We start from the raw sequence: 24,485 nt of genomic DNA, 5'->3' as shown, positions 1-24,485 counted from the left end.
CCATGTTAAACACCCTTGACTTGAGCTTATCCCTCGACAAAAAAAGCTACCATGACCAGATAGAAGCCTTAATGGTTGAATTGCGATCGCTTCAAAACACCTGCTGGCAAGAAAAAATACCCATCATAGTAGTGCTAGAAGGCTGGGCAGCGGCAGGAAAAGGGAAAATAGTTCAAAAAATAACTAACTATATGGATCCTCGAGGATTCGATGTATATCCCACCCTACCACCCACTCCCCAAGAAGAAAAATATCCTTTTTTGTGGCGTTTTTGGCAAAATCTTCCCCCCCAAGGCAGTGTTGCCATCTTTTACCATAGTTGGTACATCCATGTGTTAGAAGATCGACTATTTGACAGACTTTCAGAAAATCAAGTCCCTCTCGTCATGAGAGACATCAACGCCTTTGAACGTCAATTGATTGATGATGGCGCCATTATGGCTAAATTTTGGTTACATTTAAGCAAAAAAGAATTAAAAAGCCGACTCAAAGACTATCAAGAAGATGAACTAGATTCATGGAGAGTGCGCCCCGAAGACTGGCACCAACAGAAAAACTATAAGCAATACTCTGCCCTCGCTGAAGAAATGCTCATCTATACCAGCACAGGGTTTGCCCCATGGACATTAGTAGAAGCAGACTGCAAACGGTGGGCAAGGGTAAAGGTATTAACTCAATTAGTATCCACCATTAGAGGGGCGCTCGCCCAACGCAAAATATTATCTGAAACTCCTTCCCTTCCTCCCCAAGCCGAATTATTACCCACGGAGCCTGATTATTTAGATAGAGTAGATTTAACCGTACATTTACCCAAAGATGAATATAAAACTAGGCTCAAATCTGCCCAAGTAGAATTGAGAAAATTACAGCGCGAAATTTTTGAGAAAAAACTGGGAGTTATGCTGTTATTTGAAGGGTGGGATGCTGCTGGAAAAGGGGGAGCCATAAAAAGAGTTACCGACATTTTAGATCCTCGTAACTATAAAGTCCATGCCTTTGCTGCCCCCACAGAAGAGGAGAAAAACCATCATTATCTCTGGCGTTTTTGGCGTAAGTTGCCCCAGTTAGGTAATATTGGCATTTTCGATCGCACTTGGTACGGTAGAGTATTGGTAGAAAGAATTGAAAACTTTGCCACGGAAGTAGAATGGCGCAGGGCATTCCGAGAAATTAATGAATTTGAAGCCCAATTGGCAACGGATAATTATCTGATTATTAAATTTTGGATTCACATTAGCCAAGAAGAACAATTAAATCGTTTTGAAGCAAGAAAAAATGATCCTTTCAAAAGTTATAAATTAACCGAAGAAGATTGGCGTAACCGTGAGCAATGGGACTTGTATGATGTGGCAGTTAATCAGGCGATCGCCCGTACTAGCACTCCCCTCGCCCCATGGAAAATAGTTCCAGGAGACGACAAATATTACGCCAGAGTGTACGTCATAGAAACCATCGTTAATGCTATTAAGCAAAAACTACACCATGGGTAACTTTTATAAAAGTTATTCAAAAAGTAATAAAAAAGCAATAATAGTCACTGCCACAGAAACAATAAAGGCATTTTTTGTGGTGGATTGAATGGTAAAATTCTCTTTTTCTTCTGGTGATTCAACCTTAAGAGATTGATAAAAACGGATAATAAAAAAACTTATTTGGGAAAATATCAGTAAAAGTAATGGAAAAATAACCCATTTTTGAGCTAAAAATAAACCGATACCACTTACTAAGGTTTCAATACCACAAAGAAAAATAAAAATAGTATCGCTTTGATCTTCTTTTTTTAGGGTAATCTGGGCGATCGCACTGTTAAAGAACTTATTATTAAAAGACTCTTTGATCGTAACGATACCACCCAAAATCCAAATAATACCAAATAATCTTAGGCAATTAATAAGAAAAGAAATAACCATTTTATGTCATCATGAAAACTAAAAAAGTGATAGGAAATACTACCACTATAAATGATTAGAGAATAAAATGGACATGAAAAAATCCCTCAAAATTGAGGGATATAAGGAGGAAAACTTTTAATTATTTTAATTACCCCAAAGGTTCATAAAACTTTATATTCCTACCTAAACTTTTTATGTCTTCTACCAAAAAAAATCTTATCTTAATTGGATAGTTTGAGGCTTATCAAACATATGAACAGTATCCACAAAACGAGCGGTACTAGACTGACTAGAAATAACTAAACTTTGGGTTCTGGCACCACCATGGAAGAAACGAACACCATTCATTAAAGTACCAGGGGTAATACCACAGGCCGCAAATAAAACAGTTTCTCCAGAAGCTAATTCTTCAGCAGTATAAACCTTATCAGGATCAGTAATACCCATTTCGGTGAGACGAGCGAGGTTGCCTTCTCTGCTTTCACCGATTAAACCAGTTTTCACCACCGCAGGGTCATAAATTAACTGTCCTTGGAAGTGACCACCCAAACAACGCATGGCAGCAGCAGAAATAACCCCTTCAGGAGCCGCACCGATACCCATGAGGGCATGGATGTTAGTACCAGAGAAAGCACAGGATAAAGCGGCGCTTACATCACCATCACTGATAAGACGAACCCTTGCACCAGCCGCACGAATTTCTTTAATCAAATCTTCGTGGCGAGATCTGTCCATTACTACGACTACTAATTCTTCAGGAGCGCGTTTTAGACACTCAGAAAGGATTTTAATGTTTTCAGTAGCGGATTTGTTGATGTCCACAAGACCTTTGGCGGCTGGGGGCGCAGCTAATTTTTTCATGTAGAAGTCGGGGGCTGCAAATAGACCACCTTTTTCGGAGATGGCGAGTACAGCCATGGAGCCATTTTGACCATAGGCGACTAGGTTAGTACCTTCGCAGGGGTCAACGGCGATGTCAATTTCGATTAACTCATCAGGGTTACAGAAGTCTTTGGCGTTTTCTTGGGTACATACGCCCACTTCTTCGCCGATGTAAAGCATGGGAGCGTCATCTCTTTCTCCTTCACCGATTACGATTCGGCCGCGCATATTGATTTTATTCATTCTTTCGCGCATAGCTTCTACTGCTACTTCATCAGCAATATCTTTTTCGCCTTTACCCATCCATTTGGATGAGGCGATCGCCGCTTGTTCTACTACTTCAATAATCTCTAGTCCGATAGTAGTTTCTATCATCGTGTATCCTCCGAGGATTTTTAAATTTAATTTTCTATAATGATTTGAGTAAATCTCATCAAGATTAAAGTCTATCAGAGTGAGGGATTTCCCACAAAAAAAGTTTTTCTAGGGAACAGGGAATAGTTTTAAGATGGTAAACGGATTAAGATAACGGTGGTGTCAAGCTTTGAGGCGATCGCATCGGGGATGTTACCATGGATAGTCTGTTTTAATAAACTATCCCGAGAAGCGCCGATAATAACCAGTTCTGCCCTTTGGTTGTGGGCAATTAGGCGAATACCATCCACCACCGAATGGGAAGCGATAGAAAGGGGTTTGACCATGGTTTCAACGTGGGGTTGTAACTCCTCCACAGCAAAATATAAATCCGAGGAATCTACTTTTTTCTCGCTGGGGGGAGAAACTTTAGCTAACCATACAGGGGGTAAACTTCCTTTGTGATAAACATTAAGAAAAGCGGGTAAAAGTTTTAACCCCTCTCTAGCATTGGGGCCTCCCGCCATGGGAACTAAACAACTACCTCTGGCCATCAAATTGTGAGGATAACTATGGTTGTTGCCTAGTTTAATTAAAATTAATTCGCAGGGGGCTTGGGTGATTAAATTATCGACTAAATGGGAAAATATAAACTCTTGAGAACTGGAATTTTTACCCCATCCCATTACTAATAAATCAATATATTCTCGTTTAATAATTTCTAACAATAATCCTGTGCGGTGATGAGTTATGACGATTCTTGTGTGGATGGGGATGTTAGATTTTTTTCCTATTTCTTCCAAGGTTAACATTAATTCCCTAGCATTTTCTGTGTCCACATAGGTACTATGAGGATCTAAATGTTTAGCAATTTTTAATACCTTTATAAATTCAATTTCATAATCATTATAAAGGGCGATCGCCACGGCAATTTTTGCCAAACTTTCATAATCATCCTCAGAAGTTACAGGAACTAAAATAGAACCTCTACCCGTAGCAGGGGAACGACTTTGATACACCGTGTAAGCCACCTGAGTCTTAATGGCCACATCAGCTTTCAACTCATCCACCTCCACCCGAATAATATCCGTACGGGTAATAATGCCCACCAAACGCCCTTCTTGCACCACAGGTAAACGGGAGAGGGTATAACGGTTTAACAGGTACAAAACATCACTTAAATAAGCATCAGGAGGCACACTGATGGGGTTAGGAGTCATAATTTCTTTTGTCAGTAACAAAGAGGAAGGATTGCGCACCTTAACTAAATCCGACTGAGTTACGATACCCACCAACTTGCCATTATCCACCACAGGGAAGCCCCGATGGGATGATAAGGACATTAAATCTAACAAGTCAATCACCTTAAGACGGGGAGAAACCGTTTCTACATTGGTTTGCATTACTGTTCCTGCCTTCAATTCCCGCAAAAAATCTTTTTGACGACTACTATCATTATGATTTTCATCGTTTAAATCGTAGCCCATGTGATGTAATAATAATTGATCCATGGAGCCTTTTTGCAGCGCTTCCGCACTGATATAAGACACCGCACAGGTAATCATGAGGGGTAATACCAAGTTAAAATTGGCATTCAGTTCAAAAATCATCACGATGGCGGTGACAGGCACTCGCACAACCCCCGTAAAAAATGCCCCCATCCCAGCCAGTGCAAAGGTTGCCCTTGCATCTATATTTATCCAAATACTACCCATGTCTGCAACGAGATAGCCTAAAGAAGAACCCATAATCAGGGCTGGGGCAAATAATCCCCCCGGAGCGCCAGAACCTGCGGCGATGATAGTTAAGATAAAATGGGCACCCAATACCAGTGCTATTTGTTCCCACGGTAGTTCACCTTTGACCAAAAATTCCCTTAATCCTGCATTATCACGGAAATAGGGGGGTAAAAGTGCGATCGCACTGCCACACACCAACCCCGTTAAGCCAATTTTTTGCCATAGGGGCATTTTCAACTGCTGATTGAACTTGACACTTTTTAGAACTCCCTTATTAAACAAAGCCCCCAATAGTCCCCCCATAATACCTAATATCAAATAAAGGGGAATATCTTGAGGAGAAAAACTAATACTATCAGCGGGTAATAAACTAGAAGGAAGATTTAAGTCTGGACTTTGTAAAATAATCGATACTACCGCCCCTGTAAAAGATGCGACGATGGCGGTTTCTAGGGTGAGGTTAGATACATCCCTCATCAATTCTTCGATGACAAACATCACCCCTGCAATGGGGGTATTAAATCCTGCGGCAAGTCCTGCGGCGGCCCCGGCGGCGATAATCTGACGACGATGTTCGGGGGATGTAGGTACTAAACGGGTTAATTCCGCGGCCAAGGCTGCCCCTATATGCACCGTCGGGCTTCTTCTGCCAAGGGTTAACCCTCCCCCCAAAACTAAGATTGTACCGATAATTTTTACCAAGGCTATCTTGAGAGATAATGGCACCGCATAACGAGCAAGGGAGGCTTTTACTTGGGCTACCCCTCCCCCCCCTGCCGTAGGGGCCACATATTCTAGTAATAATCCTGCTAGGGCGCCGAAAAATAGTCCAGAAAGGGGTAAAACGGCGATCGCCCCCCATTGATTGACGAGATTAATCCTCATACCCCCTAACCACCCAATACCCTGTTTAAGTAACAAAGCGGCTAAAGCCCCAAAAACTCCAATTAAGGCGGCTTCAACGAGAGCATAACGGGGAGAAATGGAGTTTCTCGCCCAATGACGAGATTTTAGCCAAACTAAACCTTTTTGGAGCAATTTCTGGGGCAAAAAACTATCCACAGCAATAATATGTGAATTTTAGGGGTTAAATTTTACATGGGGGGAATGAGGAATATTTTATGGTAAAACGGGGATAACTAGATAGAAAGTCCTAGTTTTAATCCTAAAATTGCATGGATAACCATTACAGTTACGGCAATACTACCAAGGTAAGCATGGGCAGTGCGTAAACTATCTTTGTTACCTACAAAGCCAGTGGCAGAGATTAAACCATTTACACTTAATAAACCGATTACCAATGAACCAGTCCAAAAGTGAGGACTAGATAAAATAGGCTCTCCTTGCATTATCAAGGATAATAAACCACCACTGTAACCCATAATGATAAATAAGGTCATCAAAGGAGCAATTTTGCGATGATTCATTTTATTTTCTGCCACTTCTCCTTCCGTAGTTAAAAGACGACTACGCCAACCAGTAACAGCTACGGCACTACCCATAAAGAAAATTACAATGCCCATGAAAAAGGGATGTCCCCAATGTACCACGACTTCAGGGGTATTAAACCCAGAAAAAATGTCCGCCACTGGTTGCAATATCTCTCTAATTGTTTCCTTCATATTTTTTAGTAGTTCTTTATAGTTCTTAACTTACTATGAAGTATAGCGGTAAATAATTGAGAATTGATAATTCTAAATGGCTTTGTTGCATGAATAAACAAATAGATAGCTAACTTCCATGAAAAACAATGTAGCTTACAATTAATTAACTATAAGGAAGGTGGTGAACTACTACCCGACCGCTTTAGCTCTCGTCGGGAGCTTCATCATTCAACAGCTCATGACTCAAGACAGATTTACGTCTGCCTTTTGGTCTTACTGTGCCTCCTGATGCAGAAACGGCTATATTATGGATAATTGATTAATTAATCCTTGCAACCCAAACTGTCTCTGGTAGATATACCCGTTATAGGGTTAACTCCTTCGGCTCTTTCACACATCAAGGAAACTTGATAACGATCAATTACCGCATCGGTAAAATCTGCCCCTGTGATGTCGGTGTCATAAAATCTGGTTCTAGTGGCGATCGCACCTGTAAGAATAGCATCACTAAGATCAGAAAAATCAAAAGTAACTCGGTCAATTAACGCCCCAGAAAAATTAACCCCATGTAAATCAGCGTCTAATAATACGCTCTCTGTCATCATGGCATTAGTCAAATCAGAATTACGCATGGATACCCTTCTCATGCTAGAGGCAGCAAACACAGCCCCCACCAATTCCTGATTAGAAAAATCTTGATCATCTAAATCTGCATAGGTTAAATTAACCATTTCCTGAGCATAGGCAGGAGTAGCACTGCCAAGGATAAAGCCAACGGCAAGAAATAAAATTATAACTACTTTTAATAAACGATTCATAAAAATAAAAATTGCAAACTATCCTCTATATAATAAACGGCGTTGTTTAATGATGGAATGAAATATTATTAAATTACAACAAATATCTCATATTATCTACCGAATCATTACAGCTGATCTAACGAACGAACATCCCCTTGATAACCAAAGCGGTTGAGAGTAATAGCCGCCTCCTCTGTGGTGACGGTTTTTTGTGGTTGAAATAGGGTAGTAAATCCAAAAGTACGGCGTACATTGGCGTTATCACCGTTTTGCCAGTCGATATAAAGTTTTTGCCATAATTCAGGATTCATCTGGTTTGCATCTTGAAAACCCCAGGTTTCTCGAATATTATCAAGGGTGGTAGTAGGAAAACTTTGACGAAAATCAAAAGGCACTTTCCAAGCGATTAAATGTTCTCTGGTTAATAGTTCATCAGGGTTAAATGCGATCGCATCAGGATTATTAGTAAGACGAGAAGGAATCAACCCCGCATTGGCCAAACCCTGAATATAAGGAAAATCAGGATCATTATTCGGTACATCCCGAAAAACTGCCTCACTATTGGCACTAGCCAAACGAATCAACTTACCATTATCGCTACCAAATATAACATTATTCGTTTTCACTAACCAACGGGCATATTGACGACGAGTAATCATCTCCTCTTCATTGATAGACTCCTTACCCTCCTCGATAACTCCCACTTGTGCCAATTGTTGCAAAGGTTCAGACGTTGTCACCCGTGGGGGAGAATCCTCCTCCGAAACCGTAGGTTCCTCTTCCTGACTATTATCTTCTGATACCATACGGCTATCAGTCAAACTAAATTGCGTTTCATCTGCGTTGACTTCAAAATTCATCATCACAGTAGTATCCTCATCGGCTTTTGTTGCCACCAAAGAATCATCCTCCCCCCTTTCCACCTGCCACTCAAAACCCATTAAACCTTGCTCATAAGCATCTATAATCAAATTGATAGGATCTGAAGAAGTCCACACAAAGGTATTTCCCTCAACTCTAATCAACTCAGCCCCCTGATAAATAGGAATATCTTGGGGAAAATCCTCAGGTAACTCCAACTCCTCAGTAGTGACATTTCCTTCCCCTTGGGTATTTACTTCCTCCTCCGTTGTCAAACTCTCGTCAGGAGTAAGTCTTGATTCAAGAGTTTGATTACCACTACAACCATAAATAAATATAGCTAGAACTAAAAATGAAAAATAACGAAGTATAGCCATGTATATGTACAATAACGATTTGTTACATTATATTATTTATGAAATTGTATAAACCTATCTCACTAACAAGATTTTATTAATTCACATATGAATCATGGCAATCACAAAATCTTCAATTTTTTATTCTTCCATTCCCTTTTCAGAAATTTTGCCATAATTTCTCTGCTTATTAATTTTTTATGTCCGATAAGAATAGTCAACAAATAATTAAATACCACATCATAGGAAACAATCGAATTATCTTCATGGTCAATTTATCTATGTATTTCAAATTTATAAAACCTTTAGGAAAATAAAATCGTATCAAAAAATGAGATAAATAGCACTTAATATATAATAGAAATAAAGGGTAAATTAAATTAAAAAGATGATTAACCATAAACTACTACAAATATTAACCATCACTAGCCTTGCTACTATTACAGCCCAAGGGGTTTTTGCTATGCCAGAATGCTACTTTACCGACACCAGAGGAAAAGTAGTGAATCTAGGATTCCTTTGTAATATAGAAATAATCTCTACCGAATCTTCTCCTCCCCAAGAAACTCAAAATTCTCCCACTAATCAAACTACCACCCCTGAAGTAACAACACCAAATCAAACCAATCAACCAGTAAATACGAATATTCAAAATCTCCCTAATAATACCCCACCCCCATCCAATAGAAACACTTTACCAACCTTCTAAAATAACCTAAACATCTTTAATTCATCACAAAATAATCATCATCATGAGCAAAATTGAACTTTTTGTCTCCGTAATTATTCCGATATATAATGGCGAAAAAGATCTTCCAGAATTAATAGAATGTTTAAAGAATCAAACCTATAATCATGAAAAAACAGAATTTATTTTAGTTGATAATAATAGTTCTGACGATACATTTAAATTAATAGAAGAAAAGGCTAAAATTCTCAAAAACATCAATATTAAATGTGTTCAAGAAAATGAAATTCAAAGCTCCTACGCTGCTCGTAACAGAGGAATAAAAGAAGCTCAAGGAGAAATTATTGCTTTTACCGATGTAGATTGTCGTCCTCAAAAAGATTGGTTAGAAAAACTAATACAACCATTTAATGATACTAAAACTATGATTGTGGCAGGGGAAATAAAAGCAATTAAAGGAGATAATATATTGGAAAAATATGCCGACAAAAGAGATATATTATCCCAAAAATATACTCTAGCCAATGAGTTTTTTCCCTATGGACAAACCGCAAATCTGGCTGTACGAAGGGAAGCCCTTAAAGTAGTGGGATTATTTCGCCCCTATTTGACGACTGGCGGAGATGCGGATATTTGTTGGCGTATTCTTAAAGAAATTGAGTCAGAAATAAAATTTGTTCCTGATGCTTTAGTATTGCATCGTCATCGGGATAATATGAAAGATTTTAAAAGTCAATGGAAACGTTATGGTAAATCCTCCAAATACCTCCATCAACTCCATGGCTCAAAATTAATGCCAGACTATTCCACTTCAAAATATAGTTATCGTTTATTAGTTTGGTTGATTAAGGAGTTTCCTAAAAACATTTTAAAATTATTAATCGGAAAGGGAAATTTTGTTGATTTAATTCAAACTCCCTTAGATATGATGGTCGGTAAACTCAGAAGTAATGGTCAAAAAAATGCTGATTTACCTGATAAAGCAAAAGAAATTGATCATTTATAAAAGATTATCATTATTACAATTCATTAAGAAAAGCATAGAGTATTAATAGTATTTTGGTTAACATACAAATATAGACATTCACATATAGATATTTACAACAATTGTTTTCCTAAACTTATTAAAAATTTGATTGATACTTTATGAATATTTCCATATAGTTTTCCCTAACTTTATTGATAAAAAAATATTAAAAAAACACTACAGAAAAGAAAAAAGTAAGCAAAATTTAGGATTATAATTTTGTCAATATTATCAATAATTTTATTACCATGGCAGAAAAAATGATAAAAACAACATCCAGTGATTCTCAAAATCTCGTAAACGAAAACCCCTCCCTTAAGTCTGAAGGCTTTTTATTCCAATTATTAGGGGTTACTAATTTTTTAGAAAAAAATAGCAATGTTGAAACAGGTTTAAAAGACTTGGCGTATATGACGGCTCAAATTTTAGAGTCAAAAAAATGTTCTATTATGCTCTTACAAACCAGAGTAATAGATAGTCAAGGTAATAAAAAACAAGAGCCTTATTTAAGGGTGTTTACCCATTATGGGGATTTACCCAAGGAAGCCTATGAGGAAGTTACCCATCTAAATGATGGCATTGCGGGGTATGTGGCTTCTACGGGAGAGTGTTTGCTAGTGGAGGATATTAATAAATCTCCATTTGTGCAAGTGGCGAGACAAAAAGAGCATGATTATAAAAGTTTAATTTCTGCACCTATTTTTATTGGTAATCAGGTGATTGGGGTTATTAATGTGAGTGAACAAAATAATGATAAACCTTTTAATAATAAGGATTTAGAAATTTTAAAAATATTTGCTCTTTTTATTGGTAAATCTATTCAAATTATCGAATTACAAAATATGTTGCAATCAAGATTTCTTGAAATTGCGGTATCTAAGGAGGTAGAAGAAAAAGGAAATAAAATTTCAAATATTACTCCAGATCCTGCTAAGATTTCGGATATTGTAGCAAAGGCTATTTTTAAGGAACTTGATAAAGGGGGTTTTGGTCCTAATCAAATTATTAATATTACGGGAGAAATACTTGATTTATTAAGGGAAAAAATTCATAAAGACGAAAGTTAATTTTGAGATAAAAATTCGGCAATAACTTGATTAAATGGTTCTGGTTCCACTAAAAAAGCCCAGTGATTTCCTGGTACTGTTTTGATGGTTAAATTAGGGAGATATTTTTCAAAGGGTTTGATTTGCCATGGACTTTTGTTTAGTCCTTTTTCGGGTTTAATAAAAAGGGTAGGAATGGTTAATTTTTCGCTTAATCCTGCTTGTAGCATGACGTCAGTAAAAATTTCATCTTTGGCGTGGGATGCAAATTTACTAGACCATTGTTTATTTTCGTTTTGGGTAATGCTATATTCAAATACTTTTTGTTGTAATTCTGACCAACCTTGATATTGTTTGAGAGATTTGGCGGTATTTTCTGCGGATTGGTAGTCAGGAAAAGTGCCTGTCATTTTGAGAAAGGGCAAGACTTTGTACAAAAAAGGGAATGTGATTTTGCTCCAACGGGGAATTTTGTTGATATAAAAGGGATCAACTAGGGTCATGGTTTTGAAAAGTTGGGGGCTTTGGGTTGCCCAAATGGGAACTAATTTGGCACTCCAAGAATGGGCGATGACGTGAATTTTATCCCATTGTAGGTGATGGAGGAGAGCTTCTAGGTCATGGATAATATCATCGTTGAAATAACCTTTTTCTGGTTTACTACTGTTGCCGTGTCCTCTCAGGTCGGGGGCGATGATATGATATTTTTGTTGTAAATATTCTCCTAAATTCTCCCATACTAGGCTATGGTCTGCCATGCCGTGTAATAGTAGTAGGGGGGTTTTTCCTTGATGCCATTCTAGGTAAGATATTTCGATGTTATGGTTTGTTATAAATGTTTTTCTGGTGACCATTTTTAGTTGTTGACGGCTTGACGTAGGTTGCCTTGATATTTTTGTAGGAGGGTTTGGGCTTGGGTTTTACTAAGGTTTTTCCAGTGCATTAATAGGGCTAATTTTACTTTTGAGCCACTGGCGGTTAATAATTCTTGGGCTTTTTCTCGCTCTAAGTCGGTTAAGTCGGTAATAATTCTTAAGGCTCTGTCTAATAGTTTACTGTTGGTGACGGATACGTCGATCATTCTGTTGCCGTAAACTTTGCCTAGTTTTACCATTGCCCCTGTGGAAATGATGTTTAATGCCATTTTTGTTACTGTACCTGCTTTGAGACGGGTTGAACCTGCTAGAACTTCAGGGCCTGTGAGTAGTCTAATATCGACATCTACTTCTATTTTTAGTTGCTCTTGGGGGATACAACTAATAAAAACAGTTTTGGCTTTTCTTTTTCTGGCTTCTTCTAAGGCTCCATGGACGTAAGGGGTGGTACCTCCTGCGGTGATGCCTATTACTACATCAATTTCGGTAATGTCGTTAAGAGCGATCGCCTTTGCCCCATCTTCGGGTAAGTCTTCGAGGGCTTCGGAACTTTTGAACATAGCCCCTTCTCCCCCTGCTAGAATACCTTGTACGAGGGTGGGATCGGTGCAAAAGGTGGGGGGACATTCCGCCGCATCAAGCACCCCTAAGCGTCCGCTGGTACCTGCTCCGATATAAAATAATCGCCCCCCTTTACCAAGGGATTGAGCCGTAATGTCAATGGCTTGGGCTAAAGATTCACGGGCAAGGGCGATCGCATCTACGGTTTTTTGATCCTCTTGATTAAAAACATCAACAATTTCCAAACAAGAAAGCTGATCCAAATTAGTACTAAGAGGATTAATCTGTTCAGTTAAAAGATGTCCCCTAGTGATTTCATTATTCATGATTAAAAACCAAAATTATCAACGTTGTTTATTGACCATTAAAACTTTAATTAACAGTCAAACAACATTATCCATTATCCATTCTCAATTATCAATTAATTATAATAACCCCTCCAATTGGCGCCGAATGCGCTCTAATTCAAAAGCAGACATTTCCGCTTCCGAAGAATTTTCCGTAATGGGTGCTTGAGGAGTACCATCAATATCCCAGTCCATATGCTCAACATTATTCTCAGGGGGGACTTCTAACATCCCATCAGAGATAAATTTGTAGTCATACCCCGCACTGGCACAAAAATCCTCAATTTCCTCTATTTCGATACCCTCCGCCGAGGGCAACGGAAAATCCTGAGCCTCCAAAAGCAAACCATAGCGCACCGCATCATCCTCAGACTCAAACATTAACACACAATCGCGATCGCCTATTTGTAAGGTATGAATACCCTCGTTACTCGTTCCCGAATTGTATAATAAGACATAAACAATCATAGACCATACTCCCAAACTGTAAATATAGATTACCTCCCCCACCACCAAAAACCATCACGGATAGGGCTAATAAACTATATTTTCATGGTTAAATGCCTATGTCAATTTTGTTACAAATTCTTTAAGAATCACAAGGCCCAGCCATGTTAATACGAATTAACATTTGATCGATCGCCCCTACCAAATTAGTACCCACATTAGTAGGATGATTGGCCATAATACTAAATATTAAAGTACCATGCTCCCGATGATCTAAATAACCAGATAAAGCCCTTACACCCCTGAGAGTACCAGTTTTTGCTCTCACGATGCCCTGCACAGGGGTTTGTCTCATGCGATTAGTTAGAGTACCACTTACCCCTGCCGTGGGTAAAGATGCCAAAAATACATCCCGATGACGATCATTATACATTACTCTTAAAGTCTCAACGATCGCCCTTGGGGTAGCAACATTATTACGAGATAATCCAGAGCCATCAGCAAAATGAAAAGCACTAGGATTCACCCCCATCTGTGCCAAAATTTGTTTAGCAGTAGCCGAACCACCCACACGGCGCAATAATGTATCAGCATAATAATTATTACTTCTCAAATTAGTGACATTAATCCATTCCCTTAATGAAGTGCTACCGCTAAAGGTAGCATTAGGATCCATTCTTTGTAAAGCCGCCGCTGTGGTTAATATTTTTGTATTAGAAGCAGGAATAAAACCTCGATCTGCATTGTAATGATAAATAGTTTCCCCAGTCTCCAGACTTTGCACCAAAATTCCCCAACCTCCACCGTAGGCATCAATCACCTGTTGAATAGATGCGTTTAATTCAGGGGTACAGATATTAGGAGCTACACTTCTAGTTTCTGGAGGAATAATAGGGATGGGAATAGATTGCCCTTCAGAGGAGGGATTAAACTCAAGGATAGAAGCATTGGTTTGGGCTGATACAGCCCCAGCGGAGGCAAAAGAAAGAATTGATAGCCAAGTGATAAAATGTTGCTTTTTAATCATATGATAATGAACGGAGTTAAATGTATTGTTTTTATGGTGTGTTAGAAGTAATTAATTATTTTAAGTTTCAAAAATTGGTTATGGTTTTTTAAAAGTAAGCATTAAGGTTTATAAGTTATCCATACTACTTATGTATTTTGAATAATAATTAACTGTTGGTGGTTGACCATACACCTTGTGGGATAGGTATATTACCGCTATGGGAGTTCAATCGAAGGACCAATTATTCCCGCTCTATTTACTAAAGTAAAAAACTTTCATTCCTTTTAGGCAGTGTCTGCTTCCCTCAGGTTTATTGACTTAAAGTATCTTAACAGAAGAATTAGAAAATGACTAAGGATTCAAAATTATCCGTTAAAAAGACTAATCCAGCAATTTATTATTTAGCAAGGTTTCTGGTAGTATCTCCTTTTTTTCATCTCTATTTTCGGGGCAAAGTAGAAAATGTGGAAAATGTACCCCCTGAGGGAAAGTTGATGATTGTCAGTAATCACGCCAGTATTTTTGATCCGCCTATCCTTGCCTGTGCCATTCCTCGCAGAATTTCTTTTATGGCAAAACAAGAGTTATTTAATTCTCGTCTTTTTGGTCAATTAATTTCCTTTTTAGGGGCTTACCCTGTTAGTAGGGGTGAGGGCGATCGTAACGCCATCCGTCAAGCATTAGCTAGAATAGAGCAAGAATGGACTACCTGTGTCTTTATCGAAGGTACTCGCACCGCTGATGGTAGGGTTTACAACCCCAAATTAGGAGCCGCCCTAATTGCTGCCAAATCTCAGGCATCCATATTACCTGTTTGTCTTTGTGGTACCGAAAACATTTTAGTAGATGGCAAAAAGTTACCTCAACCTGCATCTGTGACTATCAGAATAGGGAATGTTATTACCCCTCCTGCTTCCACCAAGAAAAAAGATTTAGAGTTAGTTACGCAAAGTTGCGCCGATGAAATTAATAAACTTCATGATCGGGTTTAACTATAAAATGTTTTAGCAGAGGTAAGTGTTAGATAGTACTAGCATCTTATAAATATAAAGGTTTTCACGTTAAAAAAATGAGTTTTTTGGCTTTTGTTGTGGTTGTTTGTCCGAGTTTATGTTATTTTTTAAAAAATGAGAGGCTTGACAAAAATAAATACAAACAGTCAGATTTCTATTGTATTATAGACATTTTTATCATCCCGTGTAAAAGGATAAAAGTCAAGAAAAAAAAGCGATTCTTTAACATTTTGTAATATTCTATCGACCCTCGTTTATCATATCTCGCAAACACACGAAGGACACAAAGAGACATTTAAGGAATTTGTTTTGACTTGAGAGTACTTTAAAAGAAAAGTTCGTTTTTTGTAGCTCAAAATTGAGACATGAAAATATTATCACCATTCCCTATTCTCCACCTAAACGAGAAATCATATTTAAAATCAGCAACGCCCAAAATAGAATAAAAAGATTGACTTTCTAGGAAATGATTTAAAATTATGTCAATTAATAGATAGCATCTTGGCTTAAGATAATGCCTAATAGAGATAGTTATAAAATATATTTGCTCATCATATCCTATGTAATCGGCTTATTCTTGACAAGGTTAAGCATCTTTGAAAATAATGAGATATTACTGATATTAGGAGTTATTGTTGTCAGTGTAACTCTCGCTTTTGTTATTCCCTTAAAATGGCATTTCGCCCCAAAAAAGATATGGTGGTTAATAGCAGGTTTAACTATTGTCAGTGGTTACTATTACTATCAATGGCGCTTACCGACTCCCTCAAATATTGATGTAAGTCATCAACTCAACCAGATAGAAAACAACTTTGATAGTACTTTACAAGTCAAAGGAAAAATTATTACCCCCTTACAAGTAAATCGTAACCAAAGGGCAAGATTTACCCTTGAAGCCAAGGAATTTGAAGGAAAAAAGGTAAACGGTAAACTATATGTAACAGCGCCCTTATTGGAAACCATTGATTTATTTCCCTCCATGGAAGTAACTTTAACAGGGAGATTGTATCAACCACCCATGGCAAGTCAACCAGGGGGTTTTGATTTTGCTAGTTTTTTGTCAAGGCAAGGAATTTGGGCTGGTTTTACCGCAGAAAAAGTTGAGTTAAATCAATTTGGTAACGTTTATCAACAGTCAGTATATTGGTTGAGAAAAAGAGTCATTCAAACCCATGTACGTTATCTTAATATTCCCCATGGTACTCTGGTTAGTGCCATGGTAATTGGTAGTCGGGGGGTTGATTTATCTTTTGATATTCAAGATTCTTTTCGGGATGCTGGATTAGCCCATATTTTAGCGGCTTCTGGTTTCCATGTATCTCTTTTATTGGGCTTTGTTTTATGGCTAACAAAAAAACTTTCTTCTGGGTGGCGTTTAAGTCTTGGGATAATTAGTCTTTTGTTTTACCTGACTCTTACAGGTTTTTATCCTTCGGTATTGAGGGCTAGTTTTATGGGGTTGGGGGTATTGATTGCCCTTTTGGATGATAATCGTCGGGTGAATATTTTTGCTAGTTTATTTTTAACGGGATTTATTTTACTGTTAATCAATCCTCTGTGGATTTGGGATTTAGGTTTTCAGCTTAGTTTTTTGGCTACTTTTGGCTTAATTGTTACTCTTCCTGCTATTGTTTCCCGCTTAGATTTTTTACCGATTAATGTTGCGGGGTTAATTGCGGTGCCTTTGTCGGCTACTATTTGGATTTTACCTTTACAGGGTTATATTTTTAACCGTCTTCCTCCCTACAGTATTTTGACGAATATTATTGTTTCTCCGTTGGTGTTAATTGTCAGTTTGGGGGGCATCATAAGTGGTTTTATCGGTTTATTTTTTCCTATTATAGCAAGTGCGATCGCCCTTATTTTATATCCTTTCATTTGGTTGATGATTGAGATTGTAAAAATTAGTAATAATTTACCGTTTTCATCCCTAGCAATGGGTAACATATCTCTAATAACCATACTAATTGCCTATTCTATTTATATCGCCATTTATTTTAATAAAAGACTACAAAAAAGATGGAGAGAATTAAGCATCTTTATAGTTTGTTTAATGATTATTCCCATTGCTTACCAAAAAATAAACTTAACTCAAATTACAATCATGAGGAGTAATCAACAGGCAATTATAGTTATAGAGAATAACCTTCGTAATTATGTTATTAATTTGCCAGAAAAAAATAATATAAATTATACTGTCACGAACTTTCTTAATCATCAAGGAATAAATAACATTGACTTAATTTTAGTCAAAGCAAATAACGAAAACAACTTATCCCTCAACTACCTAAACCAAAAAACTAACATAAAAAACATTTACCAAAATCAAAATAACCCTATTAACTTACATCCTATTTCCAACGACTTAAATATTATCACATGGGAAATAGCAGAAAAAAAATGGATGCTAGTAAATGCAGACAAAACCATTAACTTAGATACATCTAGTATAGGTAAAATTGATAACTTAATATGGTCTGGAAATAACCTATCAATGTCAAAAATTGAACAACTAAACCCATCCATTGCCATTAACTATAACTATTTTAATCAACAAGAAGTATTAGAATCCAAAAATATCAAAACCTATTCCCTAAACGAAATAGGCACAATTCAATGGCAACCAGATAAAGGCTTTTTACCATACCAAGAAATTTTATACTAATCTTTCTTATCAAACTCCTCCAAGATGTCATCAATGTTTTCACCCTTATCAGCCGAAGAATTATCCTCTGGTTTTTTTTCCTCTTCATCATCCAAAAAATCCCAGTTATCAGACTCCACAAGATTCTCGGAGTTTAATTTATTCGTTACATCATCAAAAGAATTAATAGTATCTTCTGAAGGTATTTCCGCTGGATTCTCATCTATAAAATTACTATCTTCTTCCATCACTTCTGAAACTAGAGAATTTTCCTCACCAGTATCTTTAGAAACATCAGAAATATCCTCACTATCCATATCTTGATTAAAGGAGATATTCTCTTCCTCATTAAAGCTGTCATCCTCTAATAAAGTTTCATCATCCGCAGATGCTTCTAACAAATCGTTTTGTGCTTCATCCGTAGAGGTTTTTTCTAAAACAGTTTCATCATCAGAGGAAGTTTCTAAGTCATCTATATAATTATCATCTTCTAACACAGTCTCATCATCCGCCGAGGCTTCTAAATCTGTTATGTCATCATTATCAGAAACAGTTTGTTCATCAGGGGAAAATTCTGCTAAAGTTTCCTCATCAATGGGTAAATCAGAGGTGTTTTCTTCTGCGTCTTGAGAGGCTTGTTTATTTTCTTCTTCTTCCTCATCAAAAAATCCATCGTTATTATTCTCATCTTCGGGATTATCAATAAAATTATCTCCTATGTCATCTTCTTCTTTACTGATACTTTCTTCTTGTTTAATTGATTTCTTTTTCTTGCTAAAAATACTAAAGATTCCACCGAGAAAACTTTTTTTCTGGGGTAATTCTGTTGATTTTTCTTCCTCATCTACCATTGAAGAATTTTCTTGTTTATCCTCTTTTTGGTTTATCATCAAAGATTCATCTTCTTGTGGAGAAGGTTGAGCATTTTCTTCCAACTCTTGGGCTAAATCATTAGTTACTACCTCTTGTGGAGTCTCTAAATTGTTTTCCTCCGTTTCCTTGACAGTTTCAGGGGTGGTTATTTCTGAAAACTGAGTAATTTCTTCTTCCTCAACTTTTTCTAGGGCTTCTTTTATTTCTGGGGTAATTTCGGGGAAATTTTCTTCCTCAGATGGTGCAGTTTTTTCCTCTTTTACCTGTTGAGAAATAACTTCTTTTTTCTTTTTAGGTTTAGAAAATTTACCTAAAGTATTTAAAACAAAACTTAGTATCGAAAAACCTTCTAAAGTATTTTTTTCCTCAGCTATCCATGCCTTGCGTAAACTTATATTTTCCCACATAAAGGCGATCGCAACGGTTACAATAGCCAATTGAGAAAGTAAAATAGCCCCACTCACTCTCCCCGCACAAACCCATAGAGTCAAACCGTAAAATAATCCTAACCCACTCCAGAGAAAATCATCTCGACGGTGAATTTTGGGACGAATAAAAGCGCTTAAATATAAATTTAAACTGGCAATGACAATAATAATGGCGAGAAAGTAGCTTAACATCACGAGTTTCCCTTATGGCTATGCTGTGCTGTACCATTTTATTATAATGGAAGGAGTAACGCTAGTTTTCCTCTAAATATATATTAAGAGCTTCCTTCATTTCCTCAATAGAAGTAGTTGCCGTGCCAAATACTCTTACCACAATACTAGCAGCCAAATTGCCCAAAACCGCTGCCTCCCAAGGAGTCGCCCCACTACATAAAGCCAAAGAAAGTGCCGCCACCACTGTATCTCCTGCCCCCGTCACATCAAAAACATCCGTGCGATTAAAAGCAGGAATATGCTCTACCCGTAATTGATTATCTTGGTAAGAAAACAAACTCATTCCCTCCTCACCCCTAGTAATCAACATATATTTAGCCTGAGTCTTAGCTAATAAATCCTTTCCTGCCGACAACACACTAGCTTCATCATTGATAGCATAACCCACCGCCAATTCAGCCTCAGGTAAATTAGGAGTAAAAAGCGTTGCCCCCGAAAACCGTTGTAAATCCTTTTGAGTATCCACCACCACCAAATGATGATTTAAAGAAGACTTAATAATAGGTTGAGTAAATACCCCATCCCCATAATCCGAACAAACTACCCCATCCACATGGTACAATTGACCTTCGATATAATCTGATAATTCTAACTGTAACTCTTCAGAAGGTAAAGCATCAGATTTTCTATCAACCCTAACGATTTGTTGAGTAACAGACTGCCTCGCATGACCAGCAATACGAGTCTTGGTCACCGTAGGGCGACTATAATCTTTTATGATGCCCCTCGTGTCGATATGGGCAGACTCAAAAATTTTTAAAAGGGCATCCCCCTGAATGTCGTTTCCCACATATCCAGCCACTCGAATATTAGCCCCCAGTTTAGCCAAATTATAAACAGCATTGGCACCGCCCCCGGGAATTTGATTAGTGTCTTCATGACGTAATATTAAGACAGGGGCTTCCCTCGAAAGTCGCTCAACTTCTCCTGTCAAAAACTCATCAAGGGTTAAATCTCCTATCACCAGTAAATTAAGGTTTTTAAAACTATCTAAAACTTCATTTAATCGATGTTTTTCTTGTCTTAATTTAAGGATAAATTCCTGCTCATCAATCATGATAAATAAACGGGGTAAATTAAATTAATTCGAGAGAAAATTCATATTTTTCTTTCGCTCTTTTGTCACAAAAAGCCACTAACTGTGCCAGGGCTTCTGGTTGTTTTGTGTCAACAATTTTAGCACCAATTTGATCATATTCATCATTGGTAGATTTACGCCACATTTTCTCCACGGTAATGGGGACATTAGACAACTGAGTATCAGAATCAAAATGATAATTAAGCATTAAATCAAAGGTGGATGAAGGGTTAAACGATTTTTCCACAATCAAATGGATACCATCCTTGGTAATGTCGAGGGTAAAACCCACAAAATGCCCGTCATTATCTAATGCCTTACATACAGCCAAAACTCGACGGCTACTTCTTTTATTATTTATTTCCGCCATAAAAAAAATACCTTTTTTATTAGTTTTGTTATGATACTATTTTATCTTTTTTTACATTGTTATAACTTTCTTTTTTAATGAAAATTAATCTATAAATTCTAATTCTAAATCTTTGTTTTCTGGAGTAATAGGCTCACCTCCGAGGGAATTAGCACCATTTTCTATATCTAACTCCTCATCGTTAGAGTTTTGTGGAGACTGATTTTCCGAGCTATTATTACTATTCTGAGATTGAGTATTAGAAAGAATATCTCTCACCGATTCGGGAGTTTTAGGAGGATTAGCTGGAGGATTAATATTAAGTTGGGCTGGAGTTACCCCTGAAGAATTTATTTCTGGGGCATTGTTTCTCGCCCTTGGGGGGTTATTGTCCACCGGATTTTGACTGTTATTGGCAGGAGGATTAACGGTGGGAGTTTGATTGTTATTAGGCGAGTTATTAACTGGAGTTGGGGAATTATTATTAGTAGTGGAAGCACTAGATGCACATACCTCATTAGTGGGCTTAAATTCCACATAAACATGGAAAGGCTTGTTTGCCCCTGTGCCATTTTCAAAACTTCTTGCTTTAATTTGTTCAAGGGCTTGACTATTAAGTAAAGGATAACCCGAACTTTTAATAAGTTGAGTGTTAATTACACCTCCCTGACTATTAACACTTACTCCATAGGTTGCTATTCCTTCAATGTCGTTAGCACAAGCCTCTGAGGGATAAATACCTGTGATAGTAATTTCTTGAGGAGTAGGATTTTCTACATCTTGAAGCCAAGCGATGTAATTTTTTCTCGCTTCTTCATCACTAACATTTTCATCCCTTGGGGCTATTCTAGGGGTTAAATTTTCCGTTTGGGTATTATTATTGGGATTATTAGAGACAATATTAACTAAAGGCTCATCATTTTCATTAGTTTCATTTCTCGCGATAGAAGAGTTGCGATTATTAAAAACATCCCGAGGATTGGCAATATCTTGCTCATCTCTACCCTGAAAAATAGCACGGCGAATTTCCGCTTCTTCTTCAGGAGATTTTGGCACTATATCAATAACTCTTCCTTCTAAGTTGTCAAAATTATTATTGGTAATAGGGGTATCGTTGAAACTAGGGGGCGCTGGAATATTAGCGTTAAAACTGAGGGGAGGGGGCGCTGGTAAATTTATGGGCGCTGGAATGTCAATAATATTACCGCCATAGTTAGAGTTAAACCCCCCTGAAATAGGTGGTAAAGGTGGGGGGGCAGGTAAGGAAGAAAAGGAGTTGTCATAGGAGGAAAATGGTAAACCATCAAAATTGGGCATAGGAATGCTATCAATGCCATTTTCTGTGCCGTTGGGAAGGTTCAAATTATTGAAATTAGCAAACCTTTGGGGGCTAGAAACATTAGGTAGTCTTGTTTGTTCAAGGGCATTTAATTCAATTACGTTAGTTTCCCCCGATATATCAGCGTTTTCTGACTGAGAATTTAAGTTTAGTTCCGGTAAAATAAGACCAAAGAATGCTCCATGAAATGCAATGGATGCCAGTAATGACCAGTTAATTTTTTGTAATGGTTTCTTAAATTTACCGAGGGAGGATGCCTTACGATTTGCGGTGACTACCATATTATGTAAGCCTAAAAATTTAACTGTAATATTCCTTCAGTATTTTAACAAGTTTATTGGCAACTGGTGAATGGTTACTTTTCGGATAAATAAGATTAAGTTTAAAAGCATTGCTTCAGAATAGTTAAATGACTTTTCTGGAGTGATACGAGGCTAGTATATATTGTATTATCCTCGTAAAAAGTTTTATGAATGTAATTTTGTCGGCGGTTTTACCTGTCGGGTTAATAATTATTATCGGTTACATCGCAGGGCAAAAGCTAAATTTAGATCAATCTAGTCTTTGTCAGTTGAGTATTTATATTCTTGCCCCTGCTATTGTGGCAGATAGCCTCTATCGTAATACGGTTTCGGGAAGAAGTGTCGTACTCATTATCTTAACTTATGGGCTAATTTCTCTAGTTATTTATGGTGTAATTTGGTTATTTGCATTCATTCTCAAGGTTGATAAGGATAACCGACAAAGTATTTTTGCAGTGATTCTTTGCCCGAATAATGGCAATATGGGCTTACCGATAACTACTTTTGCATTAGGAGATGAGGGTTTAGATAGAGCTATTATTTATATGATTGGTTCTAGTATTTTTTTATTTGGAATGCTTCCTGCTATTTTGAGTAACAGAGGAATCAAAAAGGGAATTATTTTAACTTTAAGGCTTCCTTTGATTTGGGCGATGGTTTTTGGGGCTATGCTCAATATTAGTGGGGTTGAGTTGCCGTTTAATTTAGGCAGAAGTATGGAGTTATTGGGAATTTCGGCAATTCCTATTGCTTTGATCATTTTGGGAATGCAGTTGGCACAAAGCAAATTTATTTTGACGCTGGGGGAGTGTTTATTGGCTTTGGCTAAGTTAATTGTCGCCCCTTTGATAGCGGTGGGAGTAGGCAGAATAACGGGATTGGAGGGGATAGATTTACAGGTGTTGGTATTACAAACGGCTATGCCTACGGCGGTTAATACTCTTGTGATGGTGAAGGAGTTTGGGGGGAATGGGACTATTGTAGCTCAAACTATTATCATTTCTACGGTAATGAGTTTTATTACTTTACCTGTGGTGATTTGGTTAATATAATGGCTTTTGAATTTGTTAAGCTAAGACAGGAATATTAAATTAATTTTTAGATAAATAATTATGACTAATTCTCGTCCTGAGTCTGTGGATACGAAGCCTGAAAATAATGTAGAGGAAAAACCTAGTTATGTAAAATTAGCCATGCGTAATATGGTTAATAAGGGGGGGCTTTCGTTAAAGCATTTCTTTTTAACTACTGTTGGTTTATTGGCTTTTTTGGTAGGAGTTTCTTATTTAACTAGATAGTTAGTCGTCGAGATAATTTTGTGGTGACGGAGGATTGTAAATAGGTAAAGGATTGCGTCTAATCATCACCGCCAAACTCAGAAAACCCACAATAACCACCAGAAGGGCTGTCATAAACACCATAAAACGATTAGGTTGATACTCAGCCCTTTCAATTTGCCAAAAAGCTCGATTATAGTTATGAAGGGCAACTCCAATGACTAATATTCCTAAAACCACGAGGACAACACCTAAATTTTCCGAGTTGAGTAAGCCATTTTGACTAAGTCTTTCCCTTGTTAAAGATATTTCTAACTGTTTAAGGAAAATACCAAAACGGGTGAGGGCAAAACCAAAACCGATAAGGGCAATGGAAGTACGTAACCATGCCAAGAAGGTGCGTTCGTTGGCTTGATGCTCTCTTTGGCGGTCTATTTTTGGTAATTTAGACATGGGAAAA

General features: G+C 37.4%; 23 protein-coding genes. 8 read left to right on the top strand and 15 right to left on the bottom strand.

Annotation, left to right across the window (positions count from 1 at the left end):
• Window positions 1-2 precede the first annotated feature (2 nt).
• Window positions 3-1,490 carry a polyphosphate:AMP phosphotransferase gene (gene pap / locus AA637_RS03430; protein WP_446683900.1) on the top strand — a complete coding sequence of 496 codons (1,488 nt, stop codon included), beginning with the start codon at window positions 3-5 and terminating at the stop codon, window positions 1,488-1,490.
• A 12-nt stretch (window positions 1,491-1,502) separates the two neighbouring features.
• On the opposite strand, the gene AA637_RS03425 is transcribed toward pap, so the two are convergent.
• From AA637_RS03425 to AA637_RS03400, 6 genes are all read right to left on the bottom strand, one after another.
• Window positions 1,503-1,910: a hypothetical protein gene (locus AA637_RS03425; RefSeq protein WP_069790176.1), complete on the bottom strand. Its 408-nt coding sequence runs from the start codon at window positions 1,908-1,910 to the stop codon at window positions 1,503-1,505.
• A gap of 198 nt (window positions 1,911-2,108) precedes the next feature.
• Window positions 2,109-3,146, bottom strand: coding sequence for a class II fructose-bisphosphatase (gene glpX / locus AA637_RS03420; protein ID WP_446684525.1), 1,038 nt, complete (start codon window positions 3,144-3,146; stop codon window positions 2,109-2,111).
• Between the two features lie 131 nt (window positions 3,147-3,277).
• On the bottom strand, window positions 3,278-5,917 hold the full coding sequence (locus tag AA637_RS03415) for a chloride channel protein (RefSeq protein WP_446683899.1): 2,640 nt from the start codon (window positions 5,915-5,917) through the stop codon (window positions 3,278-3,280).
• Between the two features lie 89 nt (window positions 5,918-6,006).
• The gene (locus AA637_RS03410; protein ID WP_069790178.1) at window positions 6,007-6,489 is read right to left on the bottom strand and encodes a DUF4079 domain-containing protein; all 483 of its coding nucleotides are present in this window, start codon (window positions 6,487-6,489) and stop codon (window positions 6,007-6,009) included.
• Between the two features lie 305 nt (window positions 6,490-6,794).
• Window positions 6,795-7,289, bottom strand: a complete 495-nt coding sequence (locus tag AA637_RS03405) for a pentapeptide repeat-containing protein (protein WP_446683898.1) — start codon at window positions 7,287-7,289, stop codon at window positions 6,795-6,797.
• A gap of 107 nt (window positions 7,290-7,396) precedes the next feature.
• Window positions 7,397-8,509 carry an S-layer homology domain-containing protein gene (locus AA637_RS03400; RefSeq protein WP_446683897.1) on the bottom strand — a complete coding sequence of 371 codons (1,113 nt, stop codon included), beginning with the start codon at window positions 8,507-8,509 and terminating at the stop codon, window positions 7,397-7,399.
• A 367-nt stretch (window positions 8,510-8,876) separates the two neighbouring features.
• Here AA637_RS03400 and AA637_RS03395 point away from each other — a divergent pair, with 367 nt between their 5' ends.
• The 3 genes from AA637_RS03395 to AA637_RS03385 all read left to right on the top strand — a co-directional run bounded on the left by AA637_RS03395 (window position 8,877) and on the right by AA637_RS03385 (window position 11,270).
• Complete coding sequence (locus AA637_RS03395; RefSeq protein WP_446683896.1) at window positions 8,877-9,197, top strand: hypothetical protein; 321 nt, start codon at window positions 8,877-8,879, stop codon at window positions 9,195-9,197.
• 43 nt (window positions 9,198-9,240) lie between these two features.
• Window positions 9,241-10,182: a glycosyltransferase gene (locus AA637_RS03390; RefSeq protein WP_446683895.1), complete on the top strand. Its 942-nt coding sequence runs from the start codon at window positions 9,241-9,243 to the stop codon at window positions 10,180-10,182.
• A gap of 281 nt (window positions 10,183-10,463) precedes the next feature.
• Window positions 10,464-11,270 (top strand): GAF domain-containing protein, encoded by an 807-nt coding sequence (locus tag AA637_RS03385; RefSeq protein WP_069790206.1) that lies wholly within the window; start codon window positions 10,464-10,466, stop codon window positions 11,268-11,270.
• Here the strand turns inward: AA637_RS03385 and AA637_RS03380 are convergent.
• The 4 genes from AA637_RS03380 to AA637_RS03365 form a co-directional block, all read right to left on the bottom strand.
• On the bottom strand, window positions 11,267-12,103 hold the full coding sequence (locus AA637_RS03380) for an alpha/beta fold hydrolase (RefSeq protein WP_446683894.1): 837 nt from the start codon (window positions 12,101-12,103) through the stop codon (window positions 11,267-11,269). The genes AA637_RS03385 and AA637_RS03380 overlap by 4 nt on opposite strands.
• A gap of 2 nt (window positions 12,104-12,105) precedes the next feature.
• On the bottom strand, window positions 12,106-13,011 hold the full coding sequence (murQ, locus tag AA637_RS03375; protein WP_446683893.1) for an N-acetylmuramic acid 6-phosphate etherase: 906 nt from the start codon (window positions 13,009-13,011) through the stop codon (window positions 12,106-12,108).
• Between the two features lie 99 nt (window positions 13,012-13,110).
• Complete coding sequence (locus AA637_RS03370; RefSeq protein ID WP_446683892.1) at window positions 13,111-13,500, bottom strand: DUF3110 domain-containing protein; 390 nt, start codon at window positions 13,498-13,500, stop codon at window positions 13,111-13,113.
• A 121-nt stretch (window positions 13,501-13,621) separates the two neighbouring features.
• A complete protein-coding gene (locus AA637_RS03365; RefSeq protein WP_446683891.1) occupies window positions 13,622-14,506 on the bottom strand; it encodes a D-alanyl-D-alanine carboxypeptidase in 885 nt (294 codons plus the stop codon).
• 329 nt (window positions 14,507-14,835) lie between these two features.
• On the opposite strand from AA637_RS03365, the gene AA637_RS03360 reads away from it, so the two are divergent.
• Window positions 14,836-15,480, top strand: coding sequence for a lysophospholipid acyltransferase family protein (locus AA637_RS03360; RefSeq protein WP_446683890.1), 645 nt, complete (start codon window positions 14,836-14,838; stop codon window positions 15,478-15,480).
• Between the two features lie 535 nt (window positions 15,481-16,015).
• On the top strand, window positions 16,016-18,166 hold the full coding sequence (locus AA637_RS03355) for a ComEC/Rec2 family competence protein (RefSeq protein ID WP_446683889.1): 2,151 nt from the start codon (window positions 16,016-16,018) through the stop codon (window positions 18,164-18,166).
• Here AA637_RS03355 and AA637_RS03350 read toward each other — a convergent pair.
• From AA637_RS03350 to AA637_RS03335, 4 genes are all read right to left on the bottom strand, one after another.
• Window positions 18,163-19,638, bottom strand: a complete 1,476-nt coding sequence (locus tag AA637_RS03350; RefSeq protein ID WP_446683888.1) for a Ycf66 family protein — start codon at window positions 19,636-19,638, stop codon at window positions 18,163-18,165. The two genes, AA637_RS03355 and AA637_RS03350, sit on opposite strands and share 4 nt — an antisense overlap.
• Window positions 19,639-19,699: 61 nt before the next feature.
• Window positions 19,700-20,737 carry a bifunctional heptose 7-phosphate kinase/heptose 1-phosphate adenyltransferase gene (locus AA637_RS03345; RefSeq protein ID WP_446683887.1) on the bottom strand — a complete coding sequence of 346 codons (1,038 nt, stop codon included), beginning with the start codon at window positions 20,735-20,737 and terminating at the stop codon, window positions 19,700-19,702.
• Window positions 20,738-20,756: 19 nt separating this feature from the next.
• Window positions 20,757-21,128: a PilZ domain-containing protein gene (locus AA637_RS03340; RefSeq protein ID WP_446683886.1), complete on the bottom strand. Its 372-nt coding sequence runs from the start codon at window positions 21,126-21,128 to the stop codon at window positions 20,757-20,759.
• A gap of 84 nt (window positions 21,129-21,212) precedes the next feature.
• Window positions 21,213-22,727, bottom strand: coding sequence for a TonB family protein (locus AA637_RS03335; RefSeq protein WP_446683885.1), 1,515 nt, complete (start codon window positions 22,725-22,727; stop codon window positions 21,213-21,215).
• A gap of 188 nt (window positions 22,728-22,915) precedes the next feature.
• On the opposite strand from AA637_RS03335, the gene AA637_RS03330 reads away from it, so the two are divergent.
• On the top strand, window positions 22,916-23,800 hold the full coding sequence (locus tag AA637_RS03330; protein ID WP_446683884.1) for an AEC family transporter: 885 nt from the start codon (window positions 22,916-22,918) through the stop codon (window positions 23,798-23,800).
• 60 nt (window positions 23,801-23,860) lie between these two features.
• On the top strand, window positions 23,861-24,046 hold the full coding sequence (locus AA637_RS03325) for a DUF3285 domain-containing protein (protein ID WP_069790194.1): 186 nt from the start codon (window positions 23,861-23,863) through the stop codon (window positions 24,044-24,046).
• Here the strand turns inward: AA637_RS03325 and AA637_RS03320 are convergent, their stop codons facing one another.
• The gene (locus AA637_RS03320; RefSeq protein WP_069790195.1) at window positions 24,047-24,478 is read right to left on the bottom strand and encodes a YidH family protein; all 432 of its coding nucleotides are present in this window, start codon (window positions 24,476-24,478) and stop codon (window positions 24,047-24,049) included.
• Between the last annotated feature and the right edge of the window lie 7 nt (window positions 24,479-24,485).

It is taken from the genome of Cyanobacterium sp. HL-69, assembly GCA_002813895.1.
In the GTDB taxonomy this organism is placed as follows: Bacteria; Cyanobacteriota; Cyanobacteriia; order Cyanobacteriales; family Cyanobacteriaceae; genus Cyanobacterium.
Note: the sequence above shows the minus strand (reverse complement) of the source record. Positions and strands in the feature narration are given on the sequence as shown.

Coding starts and splice junctions, on each gene's coding strand:
- pap (WP_446683900.1), top strand. CDS start 3: ATGTTAAACACCCTTGACTTGAGCTTATCCCTCGACAAAAAAAGCTAC.
- AA637_RS03425 (WP_069790176.1), bottom strand. CDS start 1,910: ATGGTTATTTCTTTTCTTATTAATTGCCTAAGATTATTTGGTATTATT.
- AA637_RS03410 (WP_069790178.1), bottom strand. CDS start 6,489: ATGAAGGAAACAATTAGAGAGATATTGCAACCAGTGGCGGACATTTTT.
- AA637_RS03405 (WP_446683898.1), bottom strand. CDS start 7,289: ATGAATCGTTTATTAAAAGTAGTTATAATTTTATTTCTTGCCGTTGGC.
- AA637_RS03400 (WP_446683897.1), bottom strand. CDS start 8,509: ATGGCTATACTTCGTTATTTTTCATTTTTAGTTCTAGCTATATTTATT.
- AA637_RS03395 (WP_446683896.1), top strand. CDS start 8,877: ATGATTAACCATAAACTACTACAAATATTAACCATCACTAGCCTTGCT.
- AA637_RS03390 (WP_446683895.1), top strand. CDS start 9,241: ATGAGCAAAATTGAACTTTTTGTCTCCGTAATTATTCCGATATATAAT.
- AA637_RS03385 (WP_069790206.1), top strand. CDS start 10,464: ATGATAAAAACAACATCCAGTGATTCTCAAAATCTCGTAAACGAAAAC.
- AA637_RS03380 (WP_446683894.1), bottom strand. CDS start 12,103: ATGGTCACCAGAAAAACATTTATAACAAACCATAACATCGAAATATCT.
- murQ (WP_446683893.1), bottom strand. CDS start 13,011: ATGAATAATGAAATCACTAGGGGACATCTTTTAACTGAACAGATTAAT.
- AA637_RS03370 (WP_446683892.1), bottom strand. CDS start 13,500: ATGATTGTTTATGTCTTATTATACAATTCGGGAACGAGTAACGAGGGT.
- AA637_RS03365 (WP_446683891.1), bottom strand. CDS start 14,506: ATGATTAAAAAGCAACATTTTATCACTTGGCTATCAATTCTTTCTTTT.
- AA637_RS03360 (WP_446683890.1), top strand. CDS start 14,836: ATGACTAAGGATTCAAAATTATCCGTTAAAAAGACTAATCCAGCAATT.
- AA637_RS03355 (WP_446683889.1), top strand. CDS start 16,016: ATGCCTAATAGAGATAGTTATAAAATATATTTGCTCATCATATCCTAT.
- AA637_RS03350 (WP_446683888.1), bottom strand. CDS start 19,638: ATGTTAAGCTACTTTCTCGCCATTATTATTGTCATTGCCAGTTTAAAT.
- AA637_RS03345 (WP_446683887.1), bottom strand. CDS start 20,737: ATGATTGATGAGCAGGAATTTATCCTTAAATTAAGACAAGAAAAACAT.
- AA637_RS03340 (WP_446683886.1), bottom strand. CDS start 21,128: ATGGCGGAAATAAATAATAAAAGAAGTAGCCGTCGAGTTTTGGCTGTA.
- AA637_RS03335 (WP_446683885.1), bottom strand. CDS start 22,727: ATGGTAGTCACCGCAAATCGTAAGGCATCCTCCCTCGGTAAATTTAAG.
- AA637_RS03330 (WP_446683884.1), top strand. CDS start 22,916: ATGAATGTAATTTTGTCGGCGGTTTTACCTGTCGGGTTAATAATTATT.
- AA637_RS03325 (WP_069790194.1), top strand. CDS start 23,861: ATGACTAATTCTCGTCCTGAGTCTGTGGATACGAAGCCTGAAAATAAT.
- AA637_RS03320 (WP_069790195.1), bottom strand. CDS start 24,478: ATGTCTAAATTACCAAAAATAGACCGCCAAAGAGAGCATCAAGCCAAC.